Origin of the sequence: Bacillus sp. JJ675, assembly GCF_036963165.1 — a bacterium.
GTDB classification, from domain to species: domain Bacteria; phylum Bacillota; class Bacilli; order Bacillales; family Bacillaceae; genus Bacillus; species Bacillus glycinifermentans.
In genome coordinates, this window is the sequence record NZ_JBALMR010000045.1 from 31,251 (window position 1) to 55,277 (window position 24,027).

Here is a 24,027-nt window from a genome sequence, read left to right on the forward strand (position 1 = left end):
CGGCGAACATGGCAGGTAAAATAACCGTTATCGGCCTCGGGGCGGGCGACATGAACCAGTTAACCCTCGGCGTTTACAAACGTCTTACCCGGGCAGAGACGCTTTATGTCAGGACGAAAGACCATCCTTTAATAGAAGAGTTGAAAAACGAAATACCGAAGATTCATTTCTTTGATGATGTGTATGAAAAGCACGACCAATTTGAAGAGGTGTACGAGGAAATCGCTGAGGCGCTTTTTCGGGAGGCGCAGCACCAGGACGTGCTTTACGCCGTGCCGGGACATCCGTTTGTAGCCGAAAAAACCGTTCAGCTTTTGCTTGATAAACAACATCTTCATCAGGTTGAGGTAGCGGTGGAGGGGGGCCACAGTTTTCTTGATGCGACGTTCAACGCCCTGAAGATCGACCCGATCGAAGGATTCCAATTCGTTGACGCCGTCGGATTTTCGGCAGACGAAATCGAGCTTCGGCATCATTTGATCATTTGCCAGGTCTATGATCAAATGACGGCTTCGGAGGTGAAGCTTACATTGATGGAGAAGCTTCCCGACGATTATGAAGTCGTCATTGTAACGGCGGCCGGAAGCAGCATGGAAGAGATCCGAAGGGTGCCTCTTTATGAGCTGGATAGGAGTGTCGGCATCACCAATTTGACGAGCGTTTATGTTCCGCCCGTCAAAGACGAAGCTTTGCTGTATCAAGAATTTTCGGCTTTCCGCCGCGTTATCCGGGAATTGCGCGGGCCTGAGGGCTGTCCTTGGGACCGGAAACAAACTCACCAATCGCTGAAAAAATACTTAATAGAAGAATGCTATGAAGTGCTTGAAGCGATCGATGAAGATGATCCGGACCATCTCGCTGAAGAACTCGGAGATGTCCTGCTGCAAGTTCTTCTCCATGCGCAGATTGGAGAAGACGACGGCCTTTTTACCATCGACGATGTTATTTTCGGCATTACCGAAAAAATGATCAGAAGACATCCGCATGTCTTCGGAGATATCTCTGTACGCAATGAGGCTGACGTCATGGCGAACTGGGAAGAGATTAAAAAACAAGAAAAACAGGAAGTTGAAAAATCGATTCTTGACGGCATTCCGAAGCCGCTGCCGGCTCTCTCAAGAGCAAACCAGCTTCAGAAAAAGGCCGCTAAGGTCGGGTTTGACTGGTCTGACGTGAAAGATATGTGGAACAAAGTCAATGAAGAAATGAAAGAATTTTCTTTCGAAGTGTCCGAAGCCGAATCTCACAGCGAGAAAATGAAGGAAGAATTCGGCGACCTTTTATTTGCCCTCGTCAACATCGGCCGCTACTATAAAATTGAACCCGAAGAAGCGCTTGCGATGACCAACTCCAAGTTTTACAGACGGTTCACGTATATTGAACAATCGGCCAAGCGTTCCGATAAAGATCTTGAAAGCATGACGCTGGAGGAAATGGACGAACTTTGGAATAAAGCGAAAGACATGGAAAGGGGATGATAGCCATGAGGCTTGACAAATTTCTCAAAGTATCAAGACTGATTAAAAGGCGCACACTGGCAAAAGAAGTGGCTGATCAGGGCAGGATCACGATCAACGGCCACCAGGCGAAAGCGAGCACTGACGTAAAAGAAGGAGACGAGCTAGAGGTCCGCTTCGGCCAGAAACTTGTAACCGTTAAAGTAAATGAATTGAAGGATACGACGAAAAAGGAAGAAGCGGCAAATATGTACACCGTGCTGAAAGAGGAAAAACTCGGAGGAGAATAGGCTTGTTCTAAAAAAATCCCCTCTCTCATACAATGCAGTAACGAATCTAAGTATGAGGATATGGGGGATGAATCGATGAGTTTATATTACGATCAGCACAACCCTTCCGGCGGGTCATCTGTTCCTGAACATAACGTGATGATGAAAGGCCGCAAGCTGTTAGATATTTCCGGTGTCAAACAGGTCGAGAGTTTTGACAATGAGGAGTTTTTGCTTGATACCGTCATGGGGATGCTTGCGGTCAGAGGCGAAAACTTACAGATGAAGAATCTGGATGTAGAAAAAGGCGTTGTTTCCATTAAAGGAAGAGTGCTTGATCTCGTCTATTTGGATGAGCAGCAAGGGGAGAAAGCTAAAGGATTTTTTAGCAAGTTGTTTAAATGACGCTGACCACACAGTTCTACACGATGCTGGCCATGGCCGGAATGGGGACATGGCTGGGCGCTTCCCTTGATACTTACACTCGTTTTGTGGTTCGCCCGAAAACGGCAAGGTGGCTCTTGTTCATTCACGACCTGCTGTTTTGGATGGTACAAGGTCTCCTGTTTTTCTACGTTCTCCTTAGCGTGAATGAAGGCGAATTCCGCACCTATATTTTTTTAGCCGTCCTTTTAGGTTTTGCCGCATATCAAAGCCTTTTTAAGCGAGTCTACATCAAAATCCTGGAATGGACGATCGCGTTCTTCGTCTTCATCTACAGAATGCTCACAAAAATGATGCAGATGATGCTGTTCCGTCCCGTAGTGTGGACGATTCATGCCATTTTTGCGATTGTTCTGTTAACGTTGAAATATATCTATGTTCTTTTTCGATTTTTTGCGGTATGTTTATATAAGATTATAAAAATTGCCGGTTACCCGCTCTATTTTATTATCCGCCAATGCTTCAGGCTCCTTCCTGTCCGCATTAGGCAGGCATTGAAGCGCTTTTTTCAAAAGGGAGCAGGAATTTTCAAAAAAGGAAAGAAACTATTCATAACAATCAAAACGAAATTTTCGAAAAAGTGAAGGGAGGCCGTCTGATATTGAACGATTTTAAGAAACGCAATATATCTCAGATACAGAATGAGTATAAAGAACAAATGGAACGGAAACAGCAGTATTTAAAAAGAAAAAGACGCGGTCTATACAGACGGTTGACGGTGTTTGGAGCTGTCGTGCTGCTGGCGGCGATCGTGTTTGCCGGGTCGCTATGGTCGCAGGCGTCCGATATCAATGCAAAGGAAGCGAAAAAAGCGCAGCTTTTGAAAGAATTGGATAAGCTGGAAGCAAAAAAATCCGATCTGAAGGATGAGATTGTCAAGCTGAAGGACGAGGACTACGTCGCTGAGCTTGCCAGAAAGGATTACTACCTGTCAAAGAACGGCGAGATCATCTTCAAGTTTGACGAGAAGAGCAAGTAGCCTTGTTGACACTTAATTTTTTCTTTATGTATAATTAAACAAATGATCTTTTTTAAGTCTAAGGAGGAGCACTTTTTTTATGTCGATTGAAGTTGGCAGCAAGTTGCAAGGGAAAGTAACAGGTATTACAAATTTTGGAGCGTTTGTTGAATTGCCTGGAGGATCAACAGGTCTTGTTCATATTAGTGAAGTCGCCGATAATTACGTGAAGGACATTAATGATCATCTGAAGGTCGGAGATCAAGTAGAAGTGAAAGTCATCAACGTAGAAAAAGATGGAAAGATCGGCTTGTCCATCAAAAAGGCTGTAGACCGTCCTCAATCAAGACCTAGAAATGATTTCCGCTCTAAAGAAACGTTTGAACAGAAAATGAATAAGTTCTTGAAAGATAGTGAAGATCGCTTATCGTCTCTAAAACGCAACACGGAATCAAAACGTGGAGGGCGCGGAGCAAGAAGAGGTTAACTTGCTGCTTTCTATATAAACGAAAGGCATTCGTCTTATCCCAACGGATGCCTTTTTATTTTTTGGAAAAAATTTTATTCAATTTTCTATTGACGGAGCGAATAAACCTTTGTATTATAGAACTTGTGCGTTAAAAGAACAAATTGAATACATGGCGGTGTAGCTCAGCTGGCTAGAGCGTACGGTTCATACCCGTGAGGTCGGGGGTTCGATCCCCTCCGCCGCTACTTTTATGAAGGCCCGTTGGTCAAGTGGTTAAGACACCGCCCTTTCACGGCGGTAACACGGGTTCGAATCCCGTACGGGTCATCGCGAAAACCGGTTTCACATGGAAACCGGTTTTTTTGTTGCTTAAAAGATAGCTGAATCTGCAAAATAGCAAGAATGAACTCGACTTACCAAGAGAGATTGAAGCTTTCTACAGAAACCGTCGAAGAGTTCTTTCGAATCGTTACCTTCTTTTGACAAAATCCTATTTCATCTTTCGTTATAATGGCAAGCAATGAATAATCCAGTGGGAGATGAGAGCATGGAAAAAGCGGAAAGAAGAGTTAACAGCCCGATGGCGGGGCCTCTTGTTCAAAAAATGTATGCATGGTTCGGCAAAATGACAAAGCTCATGATGCAGCACTTGTATTCGCTCTTTTTTTATAAAGGGCTGATTTATATGGTCATCGGTTTTTTATTGGGACGAGCCTTCATTTTGTCAGAGGTGATTCCCTTTGCTCTTCCATTTTTCGGAGCAATGCTTTTGATCAAAAAGGACAAGTCCCTCATGGCATGTCTGGCGCTGCTGGCGGGCGCATTAAGCATATCCCCGCAGCATTCCCTGTTCGTTCTCGCGGCGCTTGTATCATTTGCGGTATGCTCAAAAATGACCTCTCTTATTATAAAAGACCGTGTCAGGACATTGCCTGTCGTCGTTTTTTTGGCGATGGCGCTGACAAGGTGCGGCTTTGTTTACGCTCAATACGGAACGGTCTCAGGCTATCATTACATTATGGCGTTTGTCGAAGCCGGATTATCGTTTATTTTAACGCTGATTTTTTTGCAAAGCCTGCCGATCGTTACATCTAAACGGGCGAAGCATTCATTGAAAATCGAAGAGATCATTTGCTTTATGATTTTAATTGCATCTGTTCTCACCGGGCTTACGGGGGTTTCGTTTCAAGGCATGCAGGCTGAACTGATATTGGCCCGCTATGTCGTGCTAACTTTCTCGTTTATCGGCGGAGCCAGCATCGGCTGTACAGTAGGGGTTGTGACCGGGCTGATTCTCAGCCTCTCGAATATCGGAAACCTATACCAGATGAGCCTGCTCGCTTTTTCCGGACTGCTCGGCGGCCTGCTGAAAGAGGGGAAAAAAGCGGGAGCGGCGGTCGGCCTGCTGATCGGCTCTTTGCTGATTTCCCTTTACGGCGGGGGCTCGGCCGAGCTTGTACCGACGCTGTATGAATCGCTGATCGCGATCGGGCTGTTTCTGCTAACACCCCAGTCGATTACAAAAAAAGTGGCCAAGCATATTCCGGGAACGACGGAGCATGCGCAGGAGCAGCAGCAATACGCGAGAAAAATCCGCGATGTCACGGCTCAAAAAGTTGATCAGTTTTCAAGCGTATTTCATGCTTTATCTGACAGTTTTTCTACCTTTTACCATACCGTTTCAGAGGATGAAGTGAAAGAGAAGGAAATCGATTTGTTTTTAAGCGCCGTGACGGAACATTCCTGTCAATCATGCTATAAGAAAAATAAATGCTGGGTGCAGAACTTTGATAAAACATATGATTTAATGAAGCGGGTTATGCAAGAAACGGAAGAAAAGCAATATTATAAAAACCGCAAGCTGAAAAAAGAATTTCACCAGCACTGTTCAAAATCAAAACAGGTTGAAGCGTTGATAGAGGACGAGCTGACTCATTTTAGAGCCAATCAGGCTTTAAAACAAAAGGTTGATGACAGCAGGCGGCTTGTTGCCGAGCAGCTTCTCGGCGTTTCTCAGGTGATGGCCGACTTTTCTCGGGAAATAAAAAGGGAAAGGGAACAGCATTTCATCCAGGAAGAACAAATCAGGGAAGCGCTCCAGCATTTCGGCGTTGAAATTCAGCAAGTTGAAATTTACTGCCTTGATCAAGGAAACATTGACATCGAAATGAGCATTCCGTTTTGCAACGGGCACGGGGAATGCGAAAAAATCATTGCGCCGATGCTTTCCGATATTCTTGAAGAGCAAATTATCGTCAAGGCAGAACAATGTGCCGGCCATCCAAACGGATACTGCCATGTCGCCTTCGGCTCAGCGAAATCGTACCGCGTGACAACGGGTGCAGCCCATGCGGCAAAAGGCGGCGGCCTTGTCTCCGGCGACAGCTACAATATGATGGAACTCGGAGCCGGCAAGTATGCCGCGGCCATCAGCGACGGCATGGGAAACGGCGCAAGAGCGCACTTTGAAAGCAATGAGACGATTAAGCTTCTGGAGAAAATCCTTCAGTCGGGCATTGACGAAAAAGTCGCGATTAAGACGATAAACAGCATCCTGTCGTTAAGAACGACCGACGAAATTTACTCGACGCTGGATTTATCGATCATCGACCTCCAGGATGCAAGCTGCAAGTTTTTAAAAATCGGTTCAACGCCGAGCTTTATTAAGAGAGCGGATCAAATCATCAAAGTCCAGGCGAGCAATTTGCCGATCGGCATTATTTCCGAGTTTGACGTTGACGTCGTCAGCGAACAGCTAAAAGCCGGTGACATTTTGATCATGATGAGCGACGGCATTTTTGAAGGACCGAGGCATGTGGAAAACCACGATCTCTGGATGAAAAGGAAGTTGAAGTCGCTCAAAACCGAAGACCCTCAGGAAATCGCAGATTTAATCATGGAAGAGGTGATCCGGACGAGATCGGGGCTCATCGAGGACGATATGACGGTGATCGTCATCAGAATAGACCATAATACGCCGAAGTGGGCTTCAATTCCTGCACCTGCTTTTTTTCAAAAGAACCAAGAGATTTCTTAGCATTCGTATAAATCAGATTTCTTCTGGCGATGATGGAATTAAATAGATATCTTTGTCCAGGAGGAATCGCAATGAAAAAGGGGCACTTAAATCAAATCCTGCTGATTACCGACGGCTGTTCAAACCGCGGTGAAGATCCGCAGGCCATGGCAGCCTTTGCAAAAGAGCAGGGAATAACCGTGAATGTCATCGGAATTATGGAAGAGAATACAATGGATCAAGAAGCAATGAAGGAAGTCGAAGGCATCGCACTCGCCGGAGGCGGCGTTCATCAGGTGGTGTATGCGTCACAGCTGTCACAGACGGTGCAGATGGTCACGAAAAAAGCAATGACCCAAACACTCCAAGGCGTTGTGAACAATGAGCTCAAACAGATTCTCGGAAAACATGCAGAAATGGATGAACTGCCTCCGGATAAACGCGGCGAGGTTATGGAGGTCGTTGATGAACTTGGAGAAACCGTTCATTTACACGTCCTTGTGCTTGTCGACACGAGCGCCAGCATGAACCCGAAGCTGCCGACGGTCAAAGAGGCTTTAATCGATCTGTCCATCAGTCTGAATTCCCGGATCGGCGAAAACGAATTTGCGATGTTTATATTTCCCGGGAAAAAACAAGAGGTCGAACTCGTGCTTGATTGGACGCCAAAGTTTGAATCCCTTTCCTCAATATTTTCGAAGCTTGCCGCCGGGGGCATTACGCCGACAGGGCCGGCAATCCGGGAAGCGATTCAGCATTTTAAAAAAATCGGCTCGAGAAGGAGCATGTTAGAAGATGATGAAAGACGCTTCAACGAGTTTGGCGGGTAATCTAAAGCCGGGTTCAACCATTGTTGGAAAGTGGAACAATCATTCCTATAAGATCATCAGACAGCTTGGAAAAGGGGCTAATGGCGTTGTTTATCTGGCCGATTCCAAAGGAGGCCGCGTGGCGTTGAAAGTAAGCGAAGACAGCCTATCGATTACCTCGGAAGTGAATGTTCTCAAATCTTTCTCAAAGGCCCAGGCAAGAGCAATGGGGCCTTCTTTTTTTGACGTGGACGATATGCATGTATCCGGCACCGGCAAAAAACTTTCATTTTATGTCATGGAATATATAGAGGGTCCGCTTCTTTTGCGTTATATCGCCGAAAAAGGGGAAGAGTGGATTCCTGTATTGATCAGCCAGCTTCTGTCCAATTTATCCATCATCCATCGCGAAGGGTGGGTATTTGGAGATTTAAAACCTGAAAATCTGATCGTAACGGGGTCCCCCGCAAGAATCCGCTGCATCGATGTCGGGGGAACGACAAAGAAAGGCCGGGCAATAAAGGAATACACCGAGTTTTTTGACAGGGGGTATTGGGCGTGCGGGACACGTAAGGCCGAACCTTCGTATGATTTGTTTTCCGTTGCGATGATCATGATAAATTGCGCGGTGAAAAAAGAATTCAAAAAAACCGGAAATCCGATGGGCCAGCTTCTTTCAGTCATCGACAGCCATCCGTTTTTAAAAGCATACAAAACGGTTCTGGTATCGGCTTTTAAAGGAGCATACAAAACGGCTGATGACATGAAGAAGGGCCTGCTTGAGGCCGGCCGCCCCGACGGCAGCGAAAGCCGGCGTTCATCAAGAACCGGATATGCTTCTTCTGTGTCGGCTCCGCCGAATGGCGCGGCACAAAGGAGACCGGCCGTGTCGCGTCAGCAGATGAGAAGCGGCCGTAAACTGAAAAGGAAGAGCCGGAAATCCGGGGGCATCTTTGAAACATTGCTGATTGTCGTCAGCGTCCTCGCTCTCTATTTTGCGTATATCGTCCTCTTTTTTATGTGAGCAGATGATCCGGCGATAGCTCTTCTTTGCAGGGAATGATTGAAAGTGTTAGGATATTTATATCTTTTGAAATACAGCCTGCTTTTAGTGGGAGGACATCGTGAAAAGTATTGAAGAGTTTATGAAAAAAAACGATCTGTCTTTTGACGAAGCGACGATCATTGCCGGGGTCTCCGGAGGACCTGATTCGATGGCTCTGCTTCATGCGTTGAAATATACGATTCCTGCTTCAGCGACACTGATTGCCGCACACGTCGATCATATGTTCAGAGGCGCTGAGTCTGAACAGGACATGCGGTTTGTACAGGGATTTTGCGAAGCAGAGGGCATTCTTTGCGAGGCGCTGCAGATTAACGTTCAAAAGTATGCAGCCGAAAAAAATCTCAACAAACAGGCGGCGGCAAGGGAAGTGCGCTTTCGCTTCTTTAAAGACCTGATGGAAAAGCATCGTGCGGAATATTTGGCCCTCGCTCATCATGGAGATGATCAAATCGAGACGATGCTGATGAAGTTGGCGAAGGGAACCGTCGGTTTAGGACTAGCCGGCATCCGGCCAAAGCGGCGATTTGGAGAGGGGTGGCTGATCAGGCCGTTTCTCGGTCTTTCCAAGAAAGACATTTTGGATTACTGCAAGGCGAATCATGTACCGTTTAGAACAGATCCGAGCAATGATAAAGATGATTATACGCGGAACAGGTTCCGGCATCATGTTCTCCCTTTCTTGAAGGCGGAGTCGGAAGATGTCCATAAGCGTTTTCAAACAGTCGGCGATTCATTGGCTGAAGATGAAATATACTTACAGGCATTAACGAAAGATAAAATGAATACAGTAATCACAGACAAGTCAAGTTCCAGCGTCACGATCAGCGCTGAGCGGCTTCTTGAACTGCCTTTGCCTTTACAAAGAAGAGGAGTTCAACTAATATTAAACTATCTTTATGAAAACGTTCCATCTGCGTTTTCAGCCCATCATATTAAAGTCTTTCTGGATTGGATTTCAAAAAAAGATCCGTCCGGTTCGCTTGATTTTCCAAATGGGTTAAAAGTGGTCAAATCTTATCATACATGTTTGTTTACATTTCACCCGTTGCAATGTGAAAATATTTCCTATCATTATGAAATAAATGGAGCAGACGAAGAAGACCTGATGCTTCCGGGCGGCTCCTCCCTTCATGTGTCAAGACAAGGCAAAGACCTTGCGTTGAGAGGAAATGATGTTTTCGCAACAAGTCCCAGGCAGGTTCATTTCCCCCTTTATGTGCGGACAAGGCAAAAAGGGGACAGAATCAAACTTAAAGGGATGAACGGCTCAAAAAAGGTAAAAGATATATTTATTGATGAAAAAGTGCCTCTTGCGAAAAGAGACAGCTGGCCCATTGTGACAGACGCGGAAGGAAGGATTATCTGGATACCGGGTCTGAAAAAAACCGATTTTGAGGAACTTGATGTTACAAACAATGATCGCATTGTATTACAATATAGACAGCATGAAAAGTGTAGGGGGCTAGCAAAGAATGAAACACGATATTGAGAATATTTTGATCTCCGAGGATGAGATCCAGCAGAAAGTCAAGGAGCTCGGCGCGTCCTTAACGGAAGAGTATAGCGGCAAGTTCCCGCTGGCCATCGGTGTATTGAAGGGGGCCATGCCATTTATGGCTGACCTTATCAAGCATATTGATACTTATTTGGAAATGGATTTCATGGATGTATCAAGCTACGGCAATTCCACGGTATCTTCCGGAGAGGTTAAAATCATTAAGGATTTGGATACGTCTGTAGAGGGCCGTGACATCTTGATTATTGAAGACATCATCGACAGTGGGCTGACTTTGAGTTATCTTGTAGAGCTCTTCCGATACCGCAAGGCGAAGTCGATTAAGATTGTTACCCTTCTTGATAAACCGAGCGGGCGCAAGGCGGATATCAAAGCGGACTACGTCGGTTTTGAGGTTCCGGATGCTTTCGTTGTAGGATACGGTCTTGACTATGCGGAACGATACCGCAATTTGCCGTACATCGGAGTGCTAAAACCGGCGGTTTATGAAAGCTGATTGGGTAAGGGATATCTGTTGTATTGGAACGATTTTCTATGATACTATTGAACATAGTTGTGCTTACTGTGGGAGGAGGTAAGGAATGAATCGGGTCTTCCGTAATACCATTTTTTATTTACTTATTTTATTAGTTGTGATCGGAGTTGTGAGCTACTTCCAAACCGCAAATCCGAAAACCGAAAATATGACGTACAGTGACTTTGTTTCAAACCTTGAAAACGGGAAGGTTACTAATGTTTCCATGCAGCCTGTGAGAGGTGTGTATGAGGTCAGAGGGCAGCTGAAAAATTATGCCAAAGACCAGTATTTCCTGACCCATGTACCTGAAGGAAGCGGGGCAGACCAGATTGTTGCCGACGCTAAGAAAATGAAGGTGCTAGTTGAACCTGCTCAGGAAACGAGCGGATGGGTGACCTTCTTTACCACCATAATCCCTTTTGTTATTATCTTCATTCTTTTCTTCTTCCTGCTTAATCAGGCTCAAGGCGGCGGTAGCCGTGTCATGAACTTTGGTAAAAGCAAGGCGAAGCTCTATACCGAAGAAAAGAAACGCGTCAAATTTAAAGATGTGGCAGGAGCGGATGAGGAGAAGCAAGAGCTGGTAGAAGTCGTTGACTTCCTGAAAGATCCGCGCAAATTCGTTGAGCTCGGAGCGAGAATTCCGAAAGGCGTGCTTTTAGTCGGACCTCCGGGAACCGGTAAAACATTGTTGGCGAAAGCTTGTGCGGGTGAAGCGGGCGTGCCTTTCTTCAGCATAAGCGGATCAGACTTCGTTGAAATGTTCGTCGGGGTCGGTGCATCCCGTGTGCGCGACTTGTTTGAAAATGCAAAGAAAAATGCGCCTTGTCTGATTTTCATCGATGAAATTGATGCCGTCGGACGCCAGCGGGGAGCCGGCCTTGGCGGCGGTCACGATGAACGTGAACAAACGCTGAACCAGCTGCTTGTTGAAATGGACGGATTCAGCGCCAATGAAGGGATCATTATTATCGCTGCGACAAACCGCGCCGATATCCTAGACCCTGCATTGCTGCGCCCGGGACGCTTTGACCGTCAAATCACGGTTGACCGTCCGGATGTTAAAGGACGTGAAGCTGTCCTGAAAGTACACGCGAGAAATAAACCGCTTGATGAATCGGTAAACTTAAAAGCGATTGCGATGAGAACGCCTGGATTCTCAGGCGCGGACCTTGAGAACCTTCTCAATGAAGCTGCTCTTGTAGCGGCCCGTCATGACAAAAAGAAAATCGACATGACTGACATTGATGAGGCGACAGACCGTGTCATTGCAGGTCCTGCCAAGAAAAGCAGGGTTATTTCCAAAAAAGAACGCAATATCGTGGCATATCACGAAGCGGGTCACACCGTCATCGGCCTGGTGCTGGACGAAGCCGATATGGTGCACAAAGTAACGATCGTTCCCCGCGGCCAAGCGGGCGGTTATGCCGTCATGCTGCCTAGGGAAGACCGTTATTTCCAAACGAAGCCGGAGCTTCTTGATAAAATCGTCGGCCTGCTTGGAGGACGCGTATCTGAAGAGATTATCTTCGGTGAAGTCAGCACGGGAGCCCATAACGACTTCCAGCGCGCTACGAACATTGCAAGACGGATGGTAACGGAATTCGGTATGTCCGAAAAACTTGGTCCGCTTCAGTTTGGACAGTCGCAAGGCGGCCAGGTATTCTTAGGCCGCGACTTCAACAATGACCAAAACTACAGCGATGCGATCGCGTACGAAATCGATAAGGAAATTCAGCGTATCATTAAAGAATGTTATGAACGCGCGAAAGAGATCCTGACCGAGAAACGCGAAAAACTTGAATTGATCGCCCAAACATTGCTGGAAGTTGAAACGCTCGATGCTGAGCAAATCAAGCATCTGTACGAAAACGGAAGACTTCCTGACAGCGATGTTTCAGCTGATCATGAGAAAACAGATGATGTGAAAGTGAACATCAACAAACGAGAAGATCAAGAGAAAAAAGAGGATGAAAAAGAGTAACCGGCTCGCTTTCCATTCTTGAAAGAAAAACTGCCAAACATTGCTTTTGGCAGTTTTTTTGTTTTTCGTTCGGACATCGGTTTCCCCGGACAGTTTTGATTCGTTTACAAAAAGAATCGGCATCGTGTATTGTATGATGGTAGAATGTTTTATGTCCAAGTAAGAGAAACTAGTCAAAAGTGGTGATAAGATGTTACTTGTTATAGATGTGGGAAATACGAACACCGTTCTCGGTGTATATCATAACGGAGAGCTCGAATATCACTGGCGCATCGAAACGAGCCGCCATAAAACAGAGGATGAATTCGGCATGCTCATTCGTTCTTTATTTGATTATGTGGGATTGATGTTTGACCAAATTGAAGGAATCATCATCTCTTCCGTTGTCCCGCCGATCATGTTCGCGCTCGAAAGAATGTGCACCAAATATTTTCACATCGAACCGCAAATTGTCGGTCCCGGAATGAAAACGGGATTAAATATCAAATACGATAATCCGAAAGAGGTCGGGGCAGACCGCATCGTAAATGCTGTCGCGGCCATACATCTCTACGGAAGCCCGCTGATCGTGGTTGATTTTGGAACGGCGACAACGTACTGTTATATTAATGAGCATAAGGAATATATGGGCGGAGCGATCGCACCCGGTATCACGATATCGACCGAAGCCCTTTATTCGAGAGCTGCCAAGCTTCCGAGAATTGAAATTGCCCGGCCGGATAACATCATCGGCAAAAGTACGGTCAGCGCGATGCAATCCGGCATTCTTTACGGCTATGTCGGACAGGTCGAGGGCATTGTCAAACGGATGAAATGGCAATCGCGGCAAAATCCGAAAGTAATTGCGACAGGCGGTCTTGCATCATTGATTGCTGATGAATCCGACTGCATCGATGTCGTAGATCCCTTCCTTACGTTAAAGGGGCTGGAACTGATTTACGAACGGAATCGCGTGGAAAGTGTTTAGGAGGATGACGATGGATTATTTAGTAAAAGCCATAGCATATGACGGCAAAGTCCGCGCATATGCAGCGAGAACGACAGAAACGATACATGAAGCGCAAAGGCGCCACAATACATGGCCTACTGCCTCTGCCGCTTTAGGCAGAACGATGACAGCGGCCGTGATGCTCGGTGCGATGCTGAAAGGCGAAGACAAGCTTACGGTTAAAATCGAAGGGGGCGGGCCGATCGGGGCCATTGTCGCCGACGGGAACGCAAAAGGTGAAGTAAGGGGATATGTCTCAAATCCGCACGTTCATTTCGATTTGAATGAACAAGGGAAGCTTGACGTCAGAAGAGCGGTCGGAACTTCCGGGACATTAAGCGTTGTGAAAGATCTCGGGATGCGAGAGCTGTTTACGGGTCAGGTTGAGATCGTTTCCGGAGAGCTCGGCGAGGATTTTACGTATTATCTCGTTTCGTCCGAGCAAGTTCTGTCATCCGTAGGTGTCGGCGTTCTCGTCAATCCAGACAATACGATTTTGGCGGCCGGCGGGTTTATCATTCAGCTGCTACCGGGCACTGATGATGCAACCATTACAAAGCTTGAAACCAATTTATCTAAAGTGGAGCCGATATCTAAGCTGATTCAAAAGGGCCTTACACCTGAAGCGGTGCTTAGCGCCGTCTTGGGAGAGGAGCCGGAAGTGCTTGAGACTGTTCCCGTCCGCTTTGCGTGCAATTGTTCAAAAGAGCGCTTTGCAAGAGGGATTATCGGACTTGGCAAACAGGAGATTCAGGCGATGATCGATGAAGACGGCAAGGCCGAAGCGCAATGCCATTTCTGCAATGAAACGTATTTGTTTACAAAGGAAGAGCTTGAAGCGCTTCTGAATGAGATATAATACCCGCTACCCGTTAGCGGGTCTTTTACAATCAGGAAAGGGGAGAAACAAATTTGAAATCAAGACTGGTGCCGATCGTATTGGGCGCACTTTTCGTCAATTGCATTGTCATCGCATACGTCCTAACAAAATCGATGACCGCTTCTTCTTCAAGTGCTCAGGAGGTTATTGCCAACATTGGCAATAACGAAATTACGAGGGAAGAATGGCTGAGTAAAATGGAAGAGCGGTACGGTAAATCAACATTGGAGGATATGATTAATGACCGGGTCGTCGACCAGCTCGCTGAAAAAAACAAAATCAGCGTCTCTAAAGACGAAATCGACAGGGAATTTCTTCTGATCAAAGCCGTATACAATTCTTTTTACGAGGATGAAGGCACGACGGAAAAAGAGTGGAGAGAGCAAATCAGGCATAATATCCTTCTTGAAGAACTGCTGACGAAAGATGTCGTCATTTCTGATAGCGAATTAAAATCGTTTTACCAAAAAAACAAGGACTTATACACATTCGATGATTCCTACCGGCTGAAGCACATCGTTGTAAAAGATAAAAGCGAAGCAGAGCGGGTCTTAAAAGAGTTGAAGGACGGTTCAAGCTTTGAAGCAGCCGCCGCGGAACATTCGACAGACCGGTATACGGCTCCATACGGAGGAGACCTTGGATTCGTCAACGAGCAGCGGGATAATGTCCCTTCAGAATACATAGAGACGGCCAAACGTCTAAAAGACGATCAATGGACGACAGAGCCGCTTAAAGTCAGCCAAGGCTATGCGATCGTCCTCCGAAAGGAAAAGCTTGACGGGCGGGCATTTACATACGATCAAGTGAAAAAACAAATCCGAAGGCAGATTGCCATGGATCAATTGGGTGATAAAGCATCGGTCAAAACGCTTTGGAAAGATGCGGATGTTTCATGGTTCTATGACCGAAAAAAATAAACATTGACAAAATATTTTGATATTGATAAATTATTTATAATCCCAATAAAAATACTCGGAAATTGAGGTGTTCATAATTGGTTCGCGTTGCAAACTCTGTTTATGACTTAATTGGAAATACACCGATCGTAAAATTAAATCGACTAGCCGGCGAAGACAGCGCCGATGTATATGTAAAACTGGAGTATATGAATCCGGGAAGCAGTGTAAAAGACCGGATTGCGCTTGCGATGATCGAAGACGCTGAAGAAAAAGGCCTTTTGAAAGAGGGAGACACCCTCATTGAGCCGACAAGCGGAAATACGGGAATCGGCCTGGCGATGGTTGCTGCCGCAAAAGGCATTAAAGCGATTCTCGTCATGCCTGATACGATGAGTTCTGAACGCCGCAACCTTCTTCGCGCTTACGGTGCTGAGCTCGTGCTGACGCCGGGTGCGGAAGGTATGAAAGGGGCCATTAAAAAGGCGGAAGAGCTTGCAAAAGAGCACGGCTATTTCATGCCGCAGCAATTCAACAACCCTGCGAATGCTGAGATTCATCGCCGTACGACAGGCCGGGAAATCGCGGAGCAATTCGGCGATGAAGGTCTTGATGCGTTCATCGCAGGTATCGGAACTGGCGGAACGATCACAGGTGCAGGAGAAGTGCTGAAAGAAAAATACCCATCCATCAAAATATACGCGGTTGAGCCGACAGACTCGCCGGTTCTTTCCGGAGGAAAACCGGGCCCGCATAAAATACAGGGAATCGGAGCAGGATTCGTTCCTGAGATTTTGAATACCGATGTTTATGATGAAATCATCACGGTTAAAAATGAAGAAGCCTTCGAATATGCCCGCAAAGCAGCGAAAGAAGAAGGAGTGCTCGGCGGAATCTCTTCAGGTGCTGCAATTTTTGCCGCGCTTCAGGTCGCCAAAAAGCTTGGCAAAGGCAAAAAAGTGCTCGCGGTGCTCCCGAGCAACGGAGAAAGATACTTGAGCACGCCGCTTTATCAATTTGAATAAATACGTACGGAAACCTGTAGGCCGTCGACATTGTCGGCGGTTTTTTGTGTTTTCGCGTTTTTTTACGGATTGGAAACGAAATTCTCTTTTCCTAGAAAAAAGATATGCTTTACAATAAGGACAGTAGAATAACGGCAGAGGAATGATACGATGAGACAACGAAGGCCCGTAGCTAGAACGTTTTCCTTTTCCAATGAACGTTTCTTACAGCGGTATGAGCACCTTTCCAAAGGGAAAGAACATCATGTTCTTCTGGAAAGCGCCAGAGGCGGCGAATACAGCATTGCCGGTCTTGATCCCGTGGCCATAGCGAAAGGAAAAGATGGCATCACAACGATTCATTATAAAGGGGAGACCATATTCAAAGAGGGAGATCCGTTTTTGCAGTTCACAAGGTGGTTTCAAACGCTGAAAACGGAGACGGTTGCAAATTTTCCGGATTTTCAGGGAGGGGCTGTCGGCTTTTTAAGCTATGATTATGCCCGGTATATCGAAAAATTTAAGCTCCTGTCAATCGATGACCTGCAAACGCCTGATTTATTTTTTCTCGTGTTCGACGATTTGGCCGTTTATGATCATGCAAAGGAGCAGCTTTGGCTGATCACCCACACCGAAGGGGACGAGCTCTCCCTAGCTCATGAGAAGCTGGATCTGCTAGAAAAGATGTGGAAATTAGAGGACGGTGAAGCGGTAAAACGTGAAGAGCCCGCTGAAAACAGGGGCGCATCATTTGCTTCATCGTTTACCGAAGCCGGTTTTTCACAAGCCGTGGAGAAAATAAAGCAGTACATTGCAAGCGGAGACGTCTTTCAGGTTAACCTCTCTTTGCGGCAGTCAGAAAAGCTGTCGGCACCGCCATTTGACGTCTATAAAATGTTAAGGGAAGTGAATCCGTCACCTTACATGGCCTATTTGGAGACGCCCGACTTTCAAGTGATTTGCGGATCGCCCGAACTGCTCATTAAAAAGAAAGGGAAGCTTCTTGAAACAAGGCCGATCGCAGGGACGAGATCCCGGGGAAGAGATGAGGCAGAGGATGAATCGCTTGCAAACGAACTGATCATGAATGAGAAAGAACGCGCGGAACATGTCATGCTTGTTGATCTGGAGCGAAATGACCTTGGAAGGGTATCAAAATACGGTTCGGTTCGCGTCAATGAATTTATGGTGATTGAAAAGTACTCCCATGTGATGCACATTGTGTCAAACGTGTGCGGGGAAATAAGAGATGAGTGCGACGCCGTAGACGTAATCCATGCCGTATTCCCGGGAGGAACGATTACCGGGGCGCCGAAAGTCAGAACGATGGAAATTATTGAGGAGCTTGAGCCGACGCGGCGAGGGCTTTATACTGGTTCTATAGGATGGTTCGGATATAATCAAGATATGCACTTTAATATCGTCATCCGGACGATCTATGTTAAAGCAGGCCATGCGTTCATGCAGTCGGGGGCGGGAATCGTCATCGATTCAAACCCTAAGCATGAATACAAGGAATCGTTCAAAAAGGCCATAGCGATGAAAAAGGCGATAGAGCTGAGTGAAGAAGAGAAAAAAGAGCATAGGAGAGTTGAGAAATGATTTTAATGATCGACAATTATGATTCGTTTACGTACAATTTGGTTCAGTATTTAGGAGAGCTTGGCGAAGAGCTCGTCGTGAAGCGGAATGATGAGGTCACGATCGCAGATATCGAAGACATGTCCCCTGACTTTCTGATGATTTCACCTGGACCGTGCAGTCCGGATGAAGCAGGGATCAGCCTTGAAGCAATTCGGGCTTTTGCTGGGAGGATTCCGATTTTCGGCGTCTGTCTCGGACATCAGTCGATCGCTCAGGTCTTCGGCGGCGATGTGGTCAGGGCGGAACGTTTGATGCACGGGAAAACATCCGAGATTTTACACGACGGGTTAACGATCTTTAAAAATCTTGAAAACCCGCTGACCGCCACCCGATATCATTCACTGATCGTAAAGCCGGAAACGCTGCCTGAATGCTTTGTCACATCAGCATGGACGGTAGAAGGAGAAATCATGGCGATCAGGCATAAGGAATTGCCGGTTGAAGGCGTCCAATTCCATCCGGAGTCCATCATGACCTCCTTCGGAAAAGACATGCTGAAAAACTTTATTAAGACATACCGAAAGAAAGTGAATGCATGATCATTTACCTGAACGGTCAATACGTGGAAGAGGGGGAAGCGAGGCTTTCTCCGTTTGACCACGGTTTTCTATATGGAATCGGTGTTTTTGAAACATTTCGCCTTTATGAAGGGAAGCCATTCCTCTTGGAACGGCATATGGAACGGCTTGAAAAATCAGTAAGTGATCTGAAAATTGAAGTTTCGCTTAACAAGGATGATGTAACGGACGTGCTGAACAGGCTTCTGGAGCTGAATCAGCCGCCAAACGGAGATGCGAGGGTCCGCTTGAATGTATCTGCGGGCCCCTCTCCGTCAGGGCTTTCTGCCGATTCGTACAAACAGCCCTGCGTCATGGTGATCATGAATGCCTTTGACCCTTCAGCTGTACCGGCTGAAAAGGAAGGGGTTGTGCTGAACGTCCGCAGAAATACCCCGGAGGGCCTGTTTCGCCTGAAATCCCATCATTTTTTGAATAATTTATACGGAAAAAGAGAAATCGGAAATGATCCGTTAAAAGAAGGGATCTTTCTGACGGACGGCGGAGCTGTGGCTGAAGGAATTGTTTCCAATATTTTTTGGACAAGAGATGGATGCGTGTATACACCTTCACTCAAGACGGGGATTTTAGACGGAGTGACAAGACGCTATATCATGGAGTGCCTTGAAAAAATGGATGTCGACGTCAGGCAGGGGGAATACCCGTTGGAACATCTGCTTGGTGCGGATGAAGCCTGGATGACCAATTCCGTTCAGGAAATCGTGCCTTTCCGGAACATCGGCAATGCCCTGTTTCCGGGAAAGGATGGAAGCCTGACAAAAAGTCTGCAAGAGGTATACACTAACGATAGAAAATGCATCAAAGACTATAACTGATCTAAAGGGTGAAGGATATGGCGCCGCAAACATTGGCCCGTTCAAAACGGTTGATTGCAAAACACCATACGTTGTCATATGAAGACAAAACGTTGATTATGGGAATTTTAAACGTGACTCCTGATTCGTTTTCGGACGGAGGGAAATACAACAGCATAGATCGCGCATTGATTCATGCGAAACAAATGATAGAAGACGGCGCGCATATCATTGATATCGGAGGAGAATCAACAAGGCCCGGCTCCGTTGAGGTTTCTGCCGATGAAGAACTGGAAAGGGTCATACCTGTGATTGAAAAGCTGGTTCAGGAAATCGATGCGCCGATTTCGATAGACACATATAAGGCCCGCGTCGCGGATGAAGCGATAAAAGCCGGGGCTTCTATCATCAATGACGTATGGGGGGCAAAAGCAGATCCGGACATGGCGCCGGTCGCTGCTTCCCACGATGTGCCGATTATTTTAATGCACAATCGCAATGAGCGGAATTATACAAATTTGATACCGGACATGATTTCTGATTTGATGGAATGCATCAATCTTGCAAAAGCCGCCGGCGTCCCGGACCATCACATCATCTTGGATCCGGGGATCGGATTTGCGAAAACGTTTAAGGACAACCTTGCCGTCATGAACCAGCTCGAAGCGTTCTGCAATCTGGGGTATCCGGTTTTATTGGGGACTTCGCGCAAAACATTCATCGGCCGCGTTTTGGACCTTCCGCCTGAGGAGCGGGCAGAAGGTACGGGGGCGACGGTATGCCTGGGAATTCAAAAAGGGTGCGACATTGTCAGGGTTCACGATGTCAAGCAAATCTCAAGAATGGCGAAAATGATGGATGCCATGATTGATAAAGGAGGCGCTTATCATCGATAAAGTTTATGTTGAAGGTATGGAGTTTTACGGGTATCACGGCGTTTTCGACGAGGAGAACAAACTCGGTCAGCGATTTCGCGTCGATTTGACGGCCTATCTTGACCTGAGTGAAGCGGGGAAAACCGATCGTATTGATGCAACCATTAATTACGCCGAGCTTTATAAGCTTTGCAAAGAGGTCGTGGAAGGAGAGCCGGTCAACCTCGTCGAAACCCTAGCGGAAACAATAGCAGGGCACGTGCTCAAACAATTTCAGACGGTTCAGGAATGCACCGTAAAAGTGACAAAACCCGATCCGCCGATACCCGGCCACTATAAATCCGTAGCTATCGAAATGACGAGAAAGCGGACATGACACATACGGCATATATTGCGCTGGGCTCCAATATCGGCCAGCGGGAAGAATATTTAAAAAAAGCCGTCGCTCTCCTTCATCAGCATCCGTACGTGACGGTTACCGACGTGTCTTCGATTTATGAAACAGATCCCGTCGGGTATACCGACCAGGACCCATTTTTAAACATGGCGGCAAAAGTCAGGACGTCTCTTTCTCCGTTTGAACTGCTCAATTTGACGCAAAGCATCGAGAATGAGCTCGGCCGGACCCGCGAGGTCAGATGGGGCCCGAGAACGGCAGACCTTGACATTTTGCTGTATAATCGTGAAAATATTGAGACAGAGCAACTCACAGTTCCTCATCCGAGAATGCATGAACGTATGTTTGTACTCGTCCCGCTGCTGGAGATTTATCCGGATTTTGAGGGGTCTTGTGATCATGCAAAAAATCAAGAAGGTGTAAGGATATGGAAGCGGAAATCTGGGGTAGACGAATTCGTGCGTACAGAAAGCTGAAAGGTTATACTCAAGAAGGGTTTGCAAAAGCGCTCGGTATATCCGTTTCTGTACTAGGCGAGGTAGAACGGGGAAATCGTATGCCGTCGGAAAGCATGCTCAGGGATGTAGCCAATACGTTAAATATAACAGTGGAGGAATTATCTCCATCAGAAGAATAAGAAAGGAGGACTCAAAATGTTTAAAATCGGTGATATTGAATTGAAAAACAGGGTTGTGTTAGCGCCGATGGCCGGGGTGTGCAACTCCGCTTTCCGCCTGACTGTCAAAGAGTTCGGAGCGGGCCTCGTGTGCGCCGAAATGGTGAGCGACAAAGCGATCCTTTACAATAACGCAAAAACGATGGGAATGCTTTACATCGATGAACGCGAAAAGCCGCTCAGCCTGCAAATTTTCGGCGGTGAAAAGGAAACGCTTGTCGAAGCAGCAAAGTTTGTTGATCAAAACACGACAGCTGATATTATTGATATAAACATGGGATGTCCGGTACCGAAAATTACAAAATGCGATGCGGGAGCCAAATGGCTGCTCGATCCGAATAAAATTTATGAAATGGTTTCTGCCGTTGTTGAATCCGTGAATAAGCCCGTTACGGTCAAAATGAGAATGGGCTGGGACGAAGATCACATCTATGCGGTTGAAAATGCGAAAGCCGTTGAACGCGCAGGCGGAAAAGCGGTGGCTCTTCACGGCCGGACCCGCGTGCAAATGTATGAAGGAACGGCGAACTGGGATATTATCAAAGAAGTGAAGCAGTCTGTCTCAATCCCTGTCATCGGCAACGGTGACGTGAAAACGCCTCAGGATGCCAAACGCATGCTTGATGAAACAGGGGTGGACGGCGTCATGATCGGCCGCGCCGCTTTGGGTAATCCGTGGATGATTTACCGTACGGTTCATTACCTGGAAACGGGCGAGCTGAAAGATGAGCCGAAAGTGCGCGAAAAAATTTCTGTCTGCAAGCTTCACCTCGACCGTTTAATTAAGCTTAAAGGAGAGCATGTAGCGGTTCGCGAAATGAGAAAGCATGCAGCCTGGTATTTAAAAGGCATAAGAGGAAACGCAAAGGTCCGGAACGAAATCAACCATTGTGAAACAAGGGATGAGCTTGTTCAGCTGCTGGATGCGTTTACGATTGAAGCCGAGGCAAAAGAGCTTCAGGATGCAAAAGTAGGATAAATCCGACCTCTGCTCACTGCCAGTTTTCACTGGCAGTTTTTCTGCTTTTTTCCTGAAAGAATAAAAGTAACGGAGTGATACTGATGAGTCATGAAGAGCATAATCATGAAGAATTGAACGATCAACTGCAAGTCAGACGGGAAAAAATGAGTCAATTAAGGGAGAGCGGCAAAGATCCGTTCGGTCAGCGTTTTGACCGCTCGCATCAATCAGGCGAACTGATCGACCTGTACAACCAGTTTTCAAAAGAAGAGTTAGAAGAGAAAGCAATTGAAGTCACCATTGCAGGACGGATGATGACAAAACGCGGAAAAGGGAAAGCCGGGTTTGCGCATATTCAGGATTTACAAGGTCAAATTCAGATTTACGTAAGAAAAGACAGCGTCGGTGAAGAGCAGTATGAACTGTTTAAAAGCTCCGACTTGGGCGATATCGTCGGCGTCACAGGCGTCATGTTTAAAACGAATGTTGGCGAACTGTCTGTTAAAGCAACATCCTTTGACCTTTTAACGAAGGCTCTTCGCCCGCTTCCTGATAAATATCACGGCTTAAAAGACATAGAGCAGCGCTACCGCCAGCGTTATTTGGATTTGATCGTGAATCCGGACAGCAAAAAAACGTTTATTGCGCGCAGCAAAATCATTCAGTCTATGAGAAGATACTTGGACAGCCACGGATACTTAGAGGTTGAAACACCTATGATGCACTCGATCCCAGGCGGTGCGTCTGCCCGTCCGTTCATCACCCATCATAATGCGCTCGATATGCCGCTCTACATGAGGATCGCCATCGAGCTTCATCTGAAAAGGCTGATTGTCGGCGGGTTGGAAAAGGTTTATGAAATCGGACGCGTATTTCGCAATGAAGGTGTTTCTACCCGTCATAACCCTGAATTTACGATGATCGAACTGTATGAAGCTTATGCCGACTATAAAGATATCATGAGATTAACAGAAAACCTCATTGCTCACATTGCTGAGGAAGTACTGGGCACTACAACTGTTCAATACGGGGAGCATGAAGTCGATCTGAAACCTGAATGGAAGAGACTTCACATGGTTGATGCCGTTAAGGAATTGACCGGCGTTGATTTTTGGAAAGAAGTATCTTTGGATGAAGCGAGAGCATACGCAAAAGAGCACGGAGTTGAAATTTCTGAGAATATGTCAGTAGGGCATATCATCAATGAATTCTTTGAACAAAAAGTCGAAGAAACGCTTATTCAGCCGACCTTTATATACGGGCACCCGGTTGAAATATCGCCGCTTGCAAAGAAAAATCCGGAAGATCCTCGCTTTACGGACCGTTTTGAGCTGTTTATCGTGGGCCGTGAGCACGCGAATGCATTTACGGAACTAAATGACCCTATTGATCAAAAAGAGCGTTTTGAGGCGCAATTAAAAGAACGTGAAGAGGGTAATGATGAAGCTCATATGATGGATGAAGACTTCGTCGAAGCATTGGAATACGGAATGCCTCCGACAGGCGGTTTAGGAATCGGAATTGACCGGCTTATTATGCTGTTGACGAATTCTCCTTCAATCAGGGACGTTTTACTATTCCCGCAAATGAGACACCGCTAATTTTCTTTAAGCCGGAGCCGCTTCTACAGCGGTTCCGGCTTCATTTAAAACAAATTTAATTTTTTCTTAAAAAAGTATTGCACAATCGTAAATACGGTGGTATATTATTATTCGTTGCCGCAAAACAGGCAATGAAACAAAAAAGAGCTTAAAAAAAGTTCTTGACTTTATATTAGAGATTGGATATAATATAAAAGTCGCTTTAATAAATGATCTTTGAAAACT

At 46.4% G+C, this 24,027-nt stretch carries 25 protein-coding genes and 2 tRNA genes; all 27 read left to right on the forward strand.

Annotated features, from left to right (window positions below):
• Nucleotides 1-8 precede the first annotated feature (8 nt).
• Nucleotides 9-1,478, forward strand: a complete 1,470-nt coding sequence (gene mazG / locus V7126_RS12475) for a nucleoside triphosphate pyrophosphohydrolase (protein WP_046131798.1) — start codon at nucleotides 9-11, stop codon at nucleotides 1,476-1,478.
• A 5-nt stretch (nucleotides 1,479-1,483) separates the two neighbouring features.
• Complete coding sequence (locus V7126_RS12480; RefSeq protein WP_046131799.1) at nucleotides 1,484-1,747, forward strand: RNA-binding S4 domain-containing protein; 264 nt, start codon at nucleotides 1,484-1,486, stop codon at nucleotides 1,745-1,747.
• A 75-nt stretch (nucleotides 1,748-1,822) separates the two neighbouring features.
• Nucleotides 1,823-2,131 carry a sporulation protein YabP gene (yabP, locus tag V7126_RS12485; RefSeq protein ID WP_046131800.1) on the forward strand — a complete coding sequence of 103 codons (309 nt, stop codon included), beginning with the start codon at nucleotides 1,823-1,825 and terminating at the stop codon, nucleotides 2,129-2,131.
• Nucleotides 2,128-2,754, forward strand: coding sequence for a spore cortex biosynthesis protein YabQ (gene yabQ, locus V7126_RS12490; protein WP_046131801.1), 627 nt, complete (start codon nucleotides 2,128-2,130; stop codon nucleotides 2,752-2,754). Before yabP ends, yabQ begins: the two co-directional genes overlap by 4 nt.
• A gap of 17 nt (nucleotides 2,755-2,771) precedes the next feature.
• Nucleotides 2,772-3,149 carry an FtsB family cell division protein gene (locus V7126_RS12495; protein WP_046131802.1) on the forward strand — a complete coding sequence of 126 codons (378 nt, stop codon included), beginning with the start codon at nucleotides 2,772-2,774 and terminating at the stop codon, nucleotides 3,147-3,149.
• A gap of 79 nt (nucleotides 3,150-3,228) precedes the next feature.
• The gene (locus V7126_RS12500; RefSeq protein ID WP_006640405.1) at nucleotides 3,229-3,615 is read left to right on the forward strand and encodes a S1 domain-containing RNA-binding protein; all 387 of its coding nucleotides are present in this window, start codon (nucleotides 3,229-3,231) and stop codon (nucleotides 3,613-3,615) included.
• Between the two features lie 153 nt (nucleotides 3,616-3,768).
• A tRNA-Met gene (locus V7126_RS12505) sits at nucleotides 3,769-3,842 on the forward strand.
• A 10-nt stretch (nucleotides 3,843-3,852) separates the two neighbouring features.
• A tRNA-Glu gene (locus V7126_RS12510) sits at nucleotides 3,853-3,924 on the forward strand.
• A gap of 220 nt (nucleotides 3,925-4,144) precedes the next feature.
• Entirely contained in the window at nucleotides 4,145-6,634 is a 2,490-nt protein-coding gene (gene spoIIE, locus V7126_RS12515; RefSeq protein ID WP_046131803.1) for a stage II sporulation protein E, read from the forward strand.
• Between the two features lie 71 nt (nucleotides 6,635-6,705).
• Nucleotides 6,706-7,443, forward strand: coding sequence for a VWA domain-containing protein (locus tag V7126_RS12520; RefSeq protein ID WP_046131804.1), 738 nt, complete (start codon nucleotides 6,706-6,708; stop codon nucleotides 7,441-7,443).
• Entirely contained in the window at nucleotides 7,409-8,446 is a 1,038-nt protein-coding gene (locus tag V7126_RS12525; RefSeq protein ID WP_046131805.1) for a protein kinase domain-containing protein, read from the forward strand. The genes V7126_RS12520 and V7126_RS12525 overlap by 35 nt, the downstream gene beginning before the upstream one ends.
• A gap of 100 nt (nucleotides 8,447-8,546) precedes the next feature.
• The gene (gene tilS, locus V7126_RS12530) at nucleotides 8,547-9,977 is read left to right on the forward strand and encodes a tRNA lysidine(34) synthetase TilS (RefSeq protein ID WP_046131806.1); all 1,431 of its coding nucleotides are present in this window, start codon (nucleotides 8,547-8,549) and stop codon (nucleotides 9,975-9,977) included.
• On the forward strand, nucleotides 9,961-10,500 hold the full coding sequence (hpt, locus tag V7126_RS12535) for a hypoxanthine phosphoribosyltransferase (protein WP_046131807.1): 540 nt from the start codon (nucleotides 9,961-9,963) through the stop codon (nucleotides 10,498-10,500). The genes tilS and hpt overlap by 17 nt, the downstream gene beginning before the upstream one ends.
• 85 nt (nucleotides 10,501-10,585) lie before the next feature.
• Nucleotides 10,586-12,505, forward strand: coding sequence for an ATP-dependent zinc metalloprotease FtsH (gene ftsH, locus V7126_RS12540; protein ID WP_046131808.1), 1,920 nt, complete (start codon nucleotides 10,586-10,588; stop codon nucleotides 12,503-12,505).
• A 190-nt stretch (nucleotides 12,506-12,695) separates the two neighbouring features.
• Nucleotides 12,696-13,472 carry a type III pantothenate kinase gene (locus V7126_RS12545; protein ID WP_046131809.1) on the forward strand — a complete coding sequence of 259 codons (777 nt, stop codon included), beginning with the start codon at nucleotides 12,696-12,698 and terminating at the stop codon, nucleotides 13,470-13,472.
• Between the two features lie 10 nt (nucleotides 13,473-13,482).
• On the forward strand, nucleotides 13,483-14,352 hold the full coding sequence (hslO, locus tag V7126_RS12550; protein ID WP_335497626.1) for an Hsp33 family molecular chaperone HslO: 870 nt from the start codon (nucleotides 13,483-13,485) through the stop codon (nucleotides 14,350-14,352).
• Between the two features lie 53 nt (nucleotides 14,353-14,405).
• A complete protein-coding gene (locus V7126_RS12555) occupies nucleotides 14,406-15,293 on the forward strand; it encodes a peptidyl-prolyl cis-trans isomerase (RefSeq protein ID WP_046131811.1) in 888 nt (295 codons plus the stop codon).
• A 77-nt stretch (nucleotides 15,294-15,370) separates the two neighbouring features.
• On the forward strand, nucleotides 15,371-16,297 hold the full coding sequence (gene cysK, locus V7126_RS12560; RefSeq protein ID WP_046131812.1) for a cysteine synthase A: 927 nt from the start codon (nucleotides 15,371-15,373) through the stop codon (nucleotides 16,295-16,297).
• A gap of 150 nt (nucleotides 16,298-16,447) precedes the next feature.
• Complete coding sequence (locus tag V7126_RS12565) at nucleotides 16,448-17,878, forward strand: anthranilate synthase component I family protein (protein WP_175077186.1); 1,431 nt, start codon at nucleotides 16,448-16,450, stop codon at nucleotides 17,876-17,878.
• Nucleotides 17,875-18,459, forward strand: coding sequence for an aminodeoxychorismate/anthranilate synthase component II (gene pabA / locus V7126_RS12570; RefSeq protein ID WP_046131814.1), 585 nt, complete (start codon nucleotides 17,875-17,877; stop codon nucleotides 18,457-18,459). The genes V7126_RS12565 and pabA overlap by 4 nt, the downstream gene beginning before the upstream one ends.
• On the forward strand, nucleotides 18,456-19,313 hold the full coding sequence (gene pabC, locus V7126_RS12575; protein WP_046131815.1) for an aminodeoxychorismate lyase: 858 nt from the start codon (nucleotides 18,456-18,458) through the stop codon (nucleotides 19,311-19,313). The genes pabA and pabC overlap by 4 nt, the downstream gene beginning before the upstream one ends.
• 17 nt (nucleotides 19,314-19,330) lie before the next feature.
• Nucleotides 19,331-20,188: a dihydropteroate synthase gene (gene folP, locus V7126_RS12580; protein WP_175077187.1), complete on the forward strand. Its 858-nt coding sequence runs from the start codon at nucleotides 19,331-19,333 to the stop codon at nucleotides 20,186-20,188.
• A complete protein-coding gene (folB, locus tag V7126_RS12585; RefSeq protein ID WP_175077189.1) occupies nucleotides 20,181-20,543 on the forward strand; it encodes a dihydroneopterin aldolase in 363 nt (120 codons plus the stop codon). The genes folP and folB overlap by 8 nt, the downstream gene beginning before the upstream one ends.
• Nucleotides 20,540-21,040, forward strand: coding sequence for a 2-amino-4-hydroxy-6-hydroxymethyldihydropteridine diphosphokinase (gene folK, locus V7126_RS12590; protein WP_046131817.1), 501 nt, complete (start codon nucleotides 20,540-20,542; stop codon nucleotides 21,038-21,040). Before folB ends, folK begins: the two co-directional genes overlap by 4 nt.
• On the forward strand, nucleotides 20,992-21,201 hold the full coding sequence (locus V7126_RS12595; RefSeq protein WP_031304995.1) for a helix-turn-helix domain-containing protein: 210 nt from the start codon (nucleotides 20,992-20,994) through the stop codon (nucleotides 21,199-21,201). The genes folK and V7126_RS12595 overlap by 49 nt, the downstream gene beginning before the upstream one ends.
• Nucleotides 21,202-21,217: 16 nt before the next feature.
• Nucleotides 21,218-22,219 (forward strand): tRNA dihydrouridine synthase DusB, encoded by a 1,002-nt coding sequence (gene dusB, locus V7126_RS12600; RefSeq protein WP_046131819.1) that lies wholly within the window; start codon nucleotides 21,218-21,220, stop codon nucleotides 22,217-22,219.
• Nucleotides 22,220-22,302: 83 nt separating this feature from the next.
• Entirely contained in the window at nucleotides 22,303-23,802 is a 1,500-nt protein-coding gene (gene lysS / locus V7126_RS12605) for a lysine--tRNA ligase (RefSeq protein ID WP_046131820.1), read from the forward strand.
• The last annotated feature ends 225 nt before the right edge of the window (nucleotides 23,803-24,027 follow it).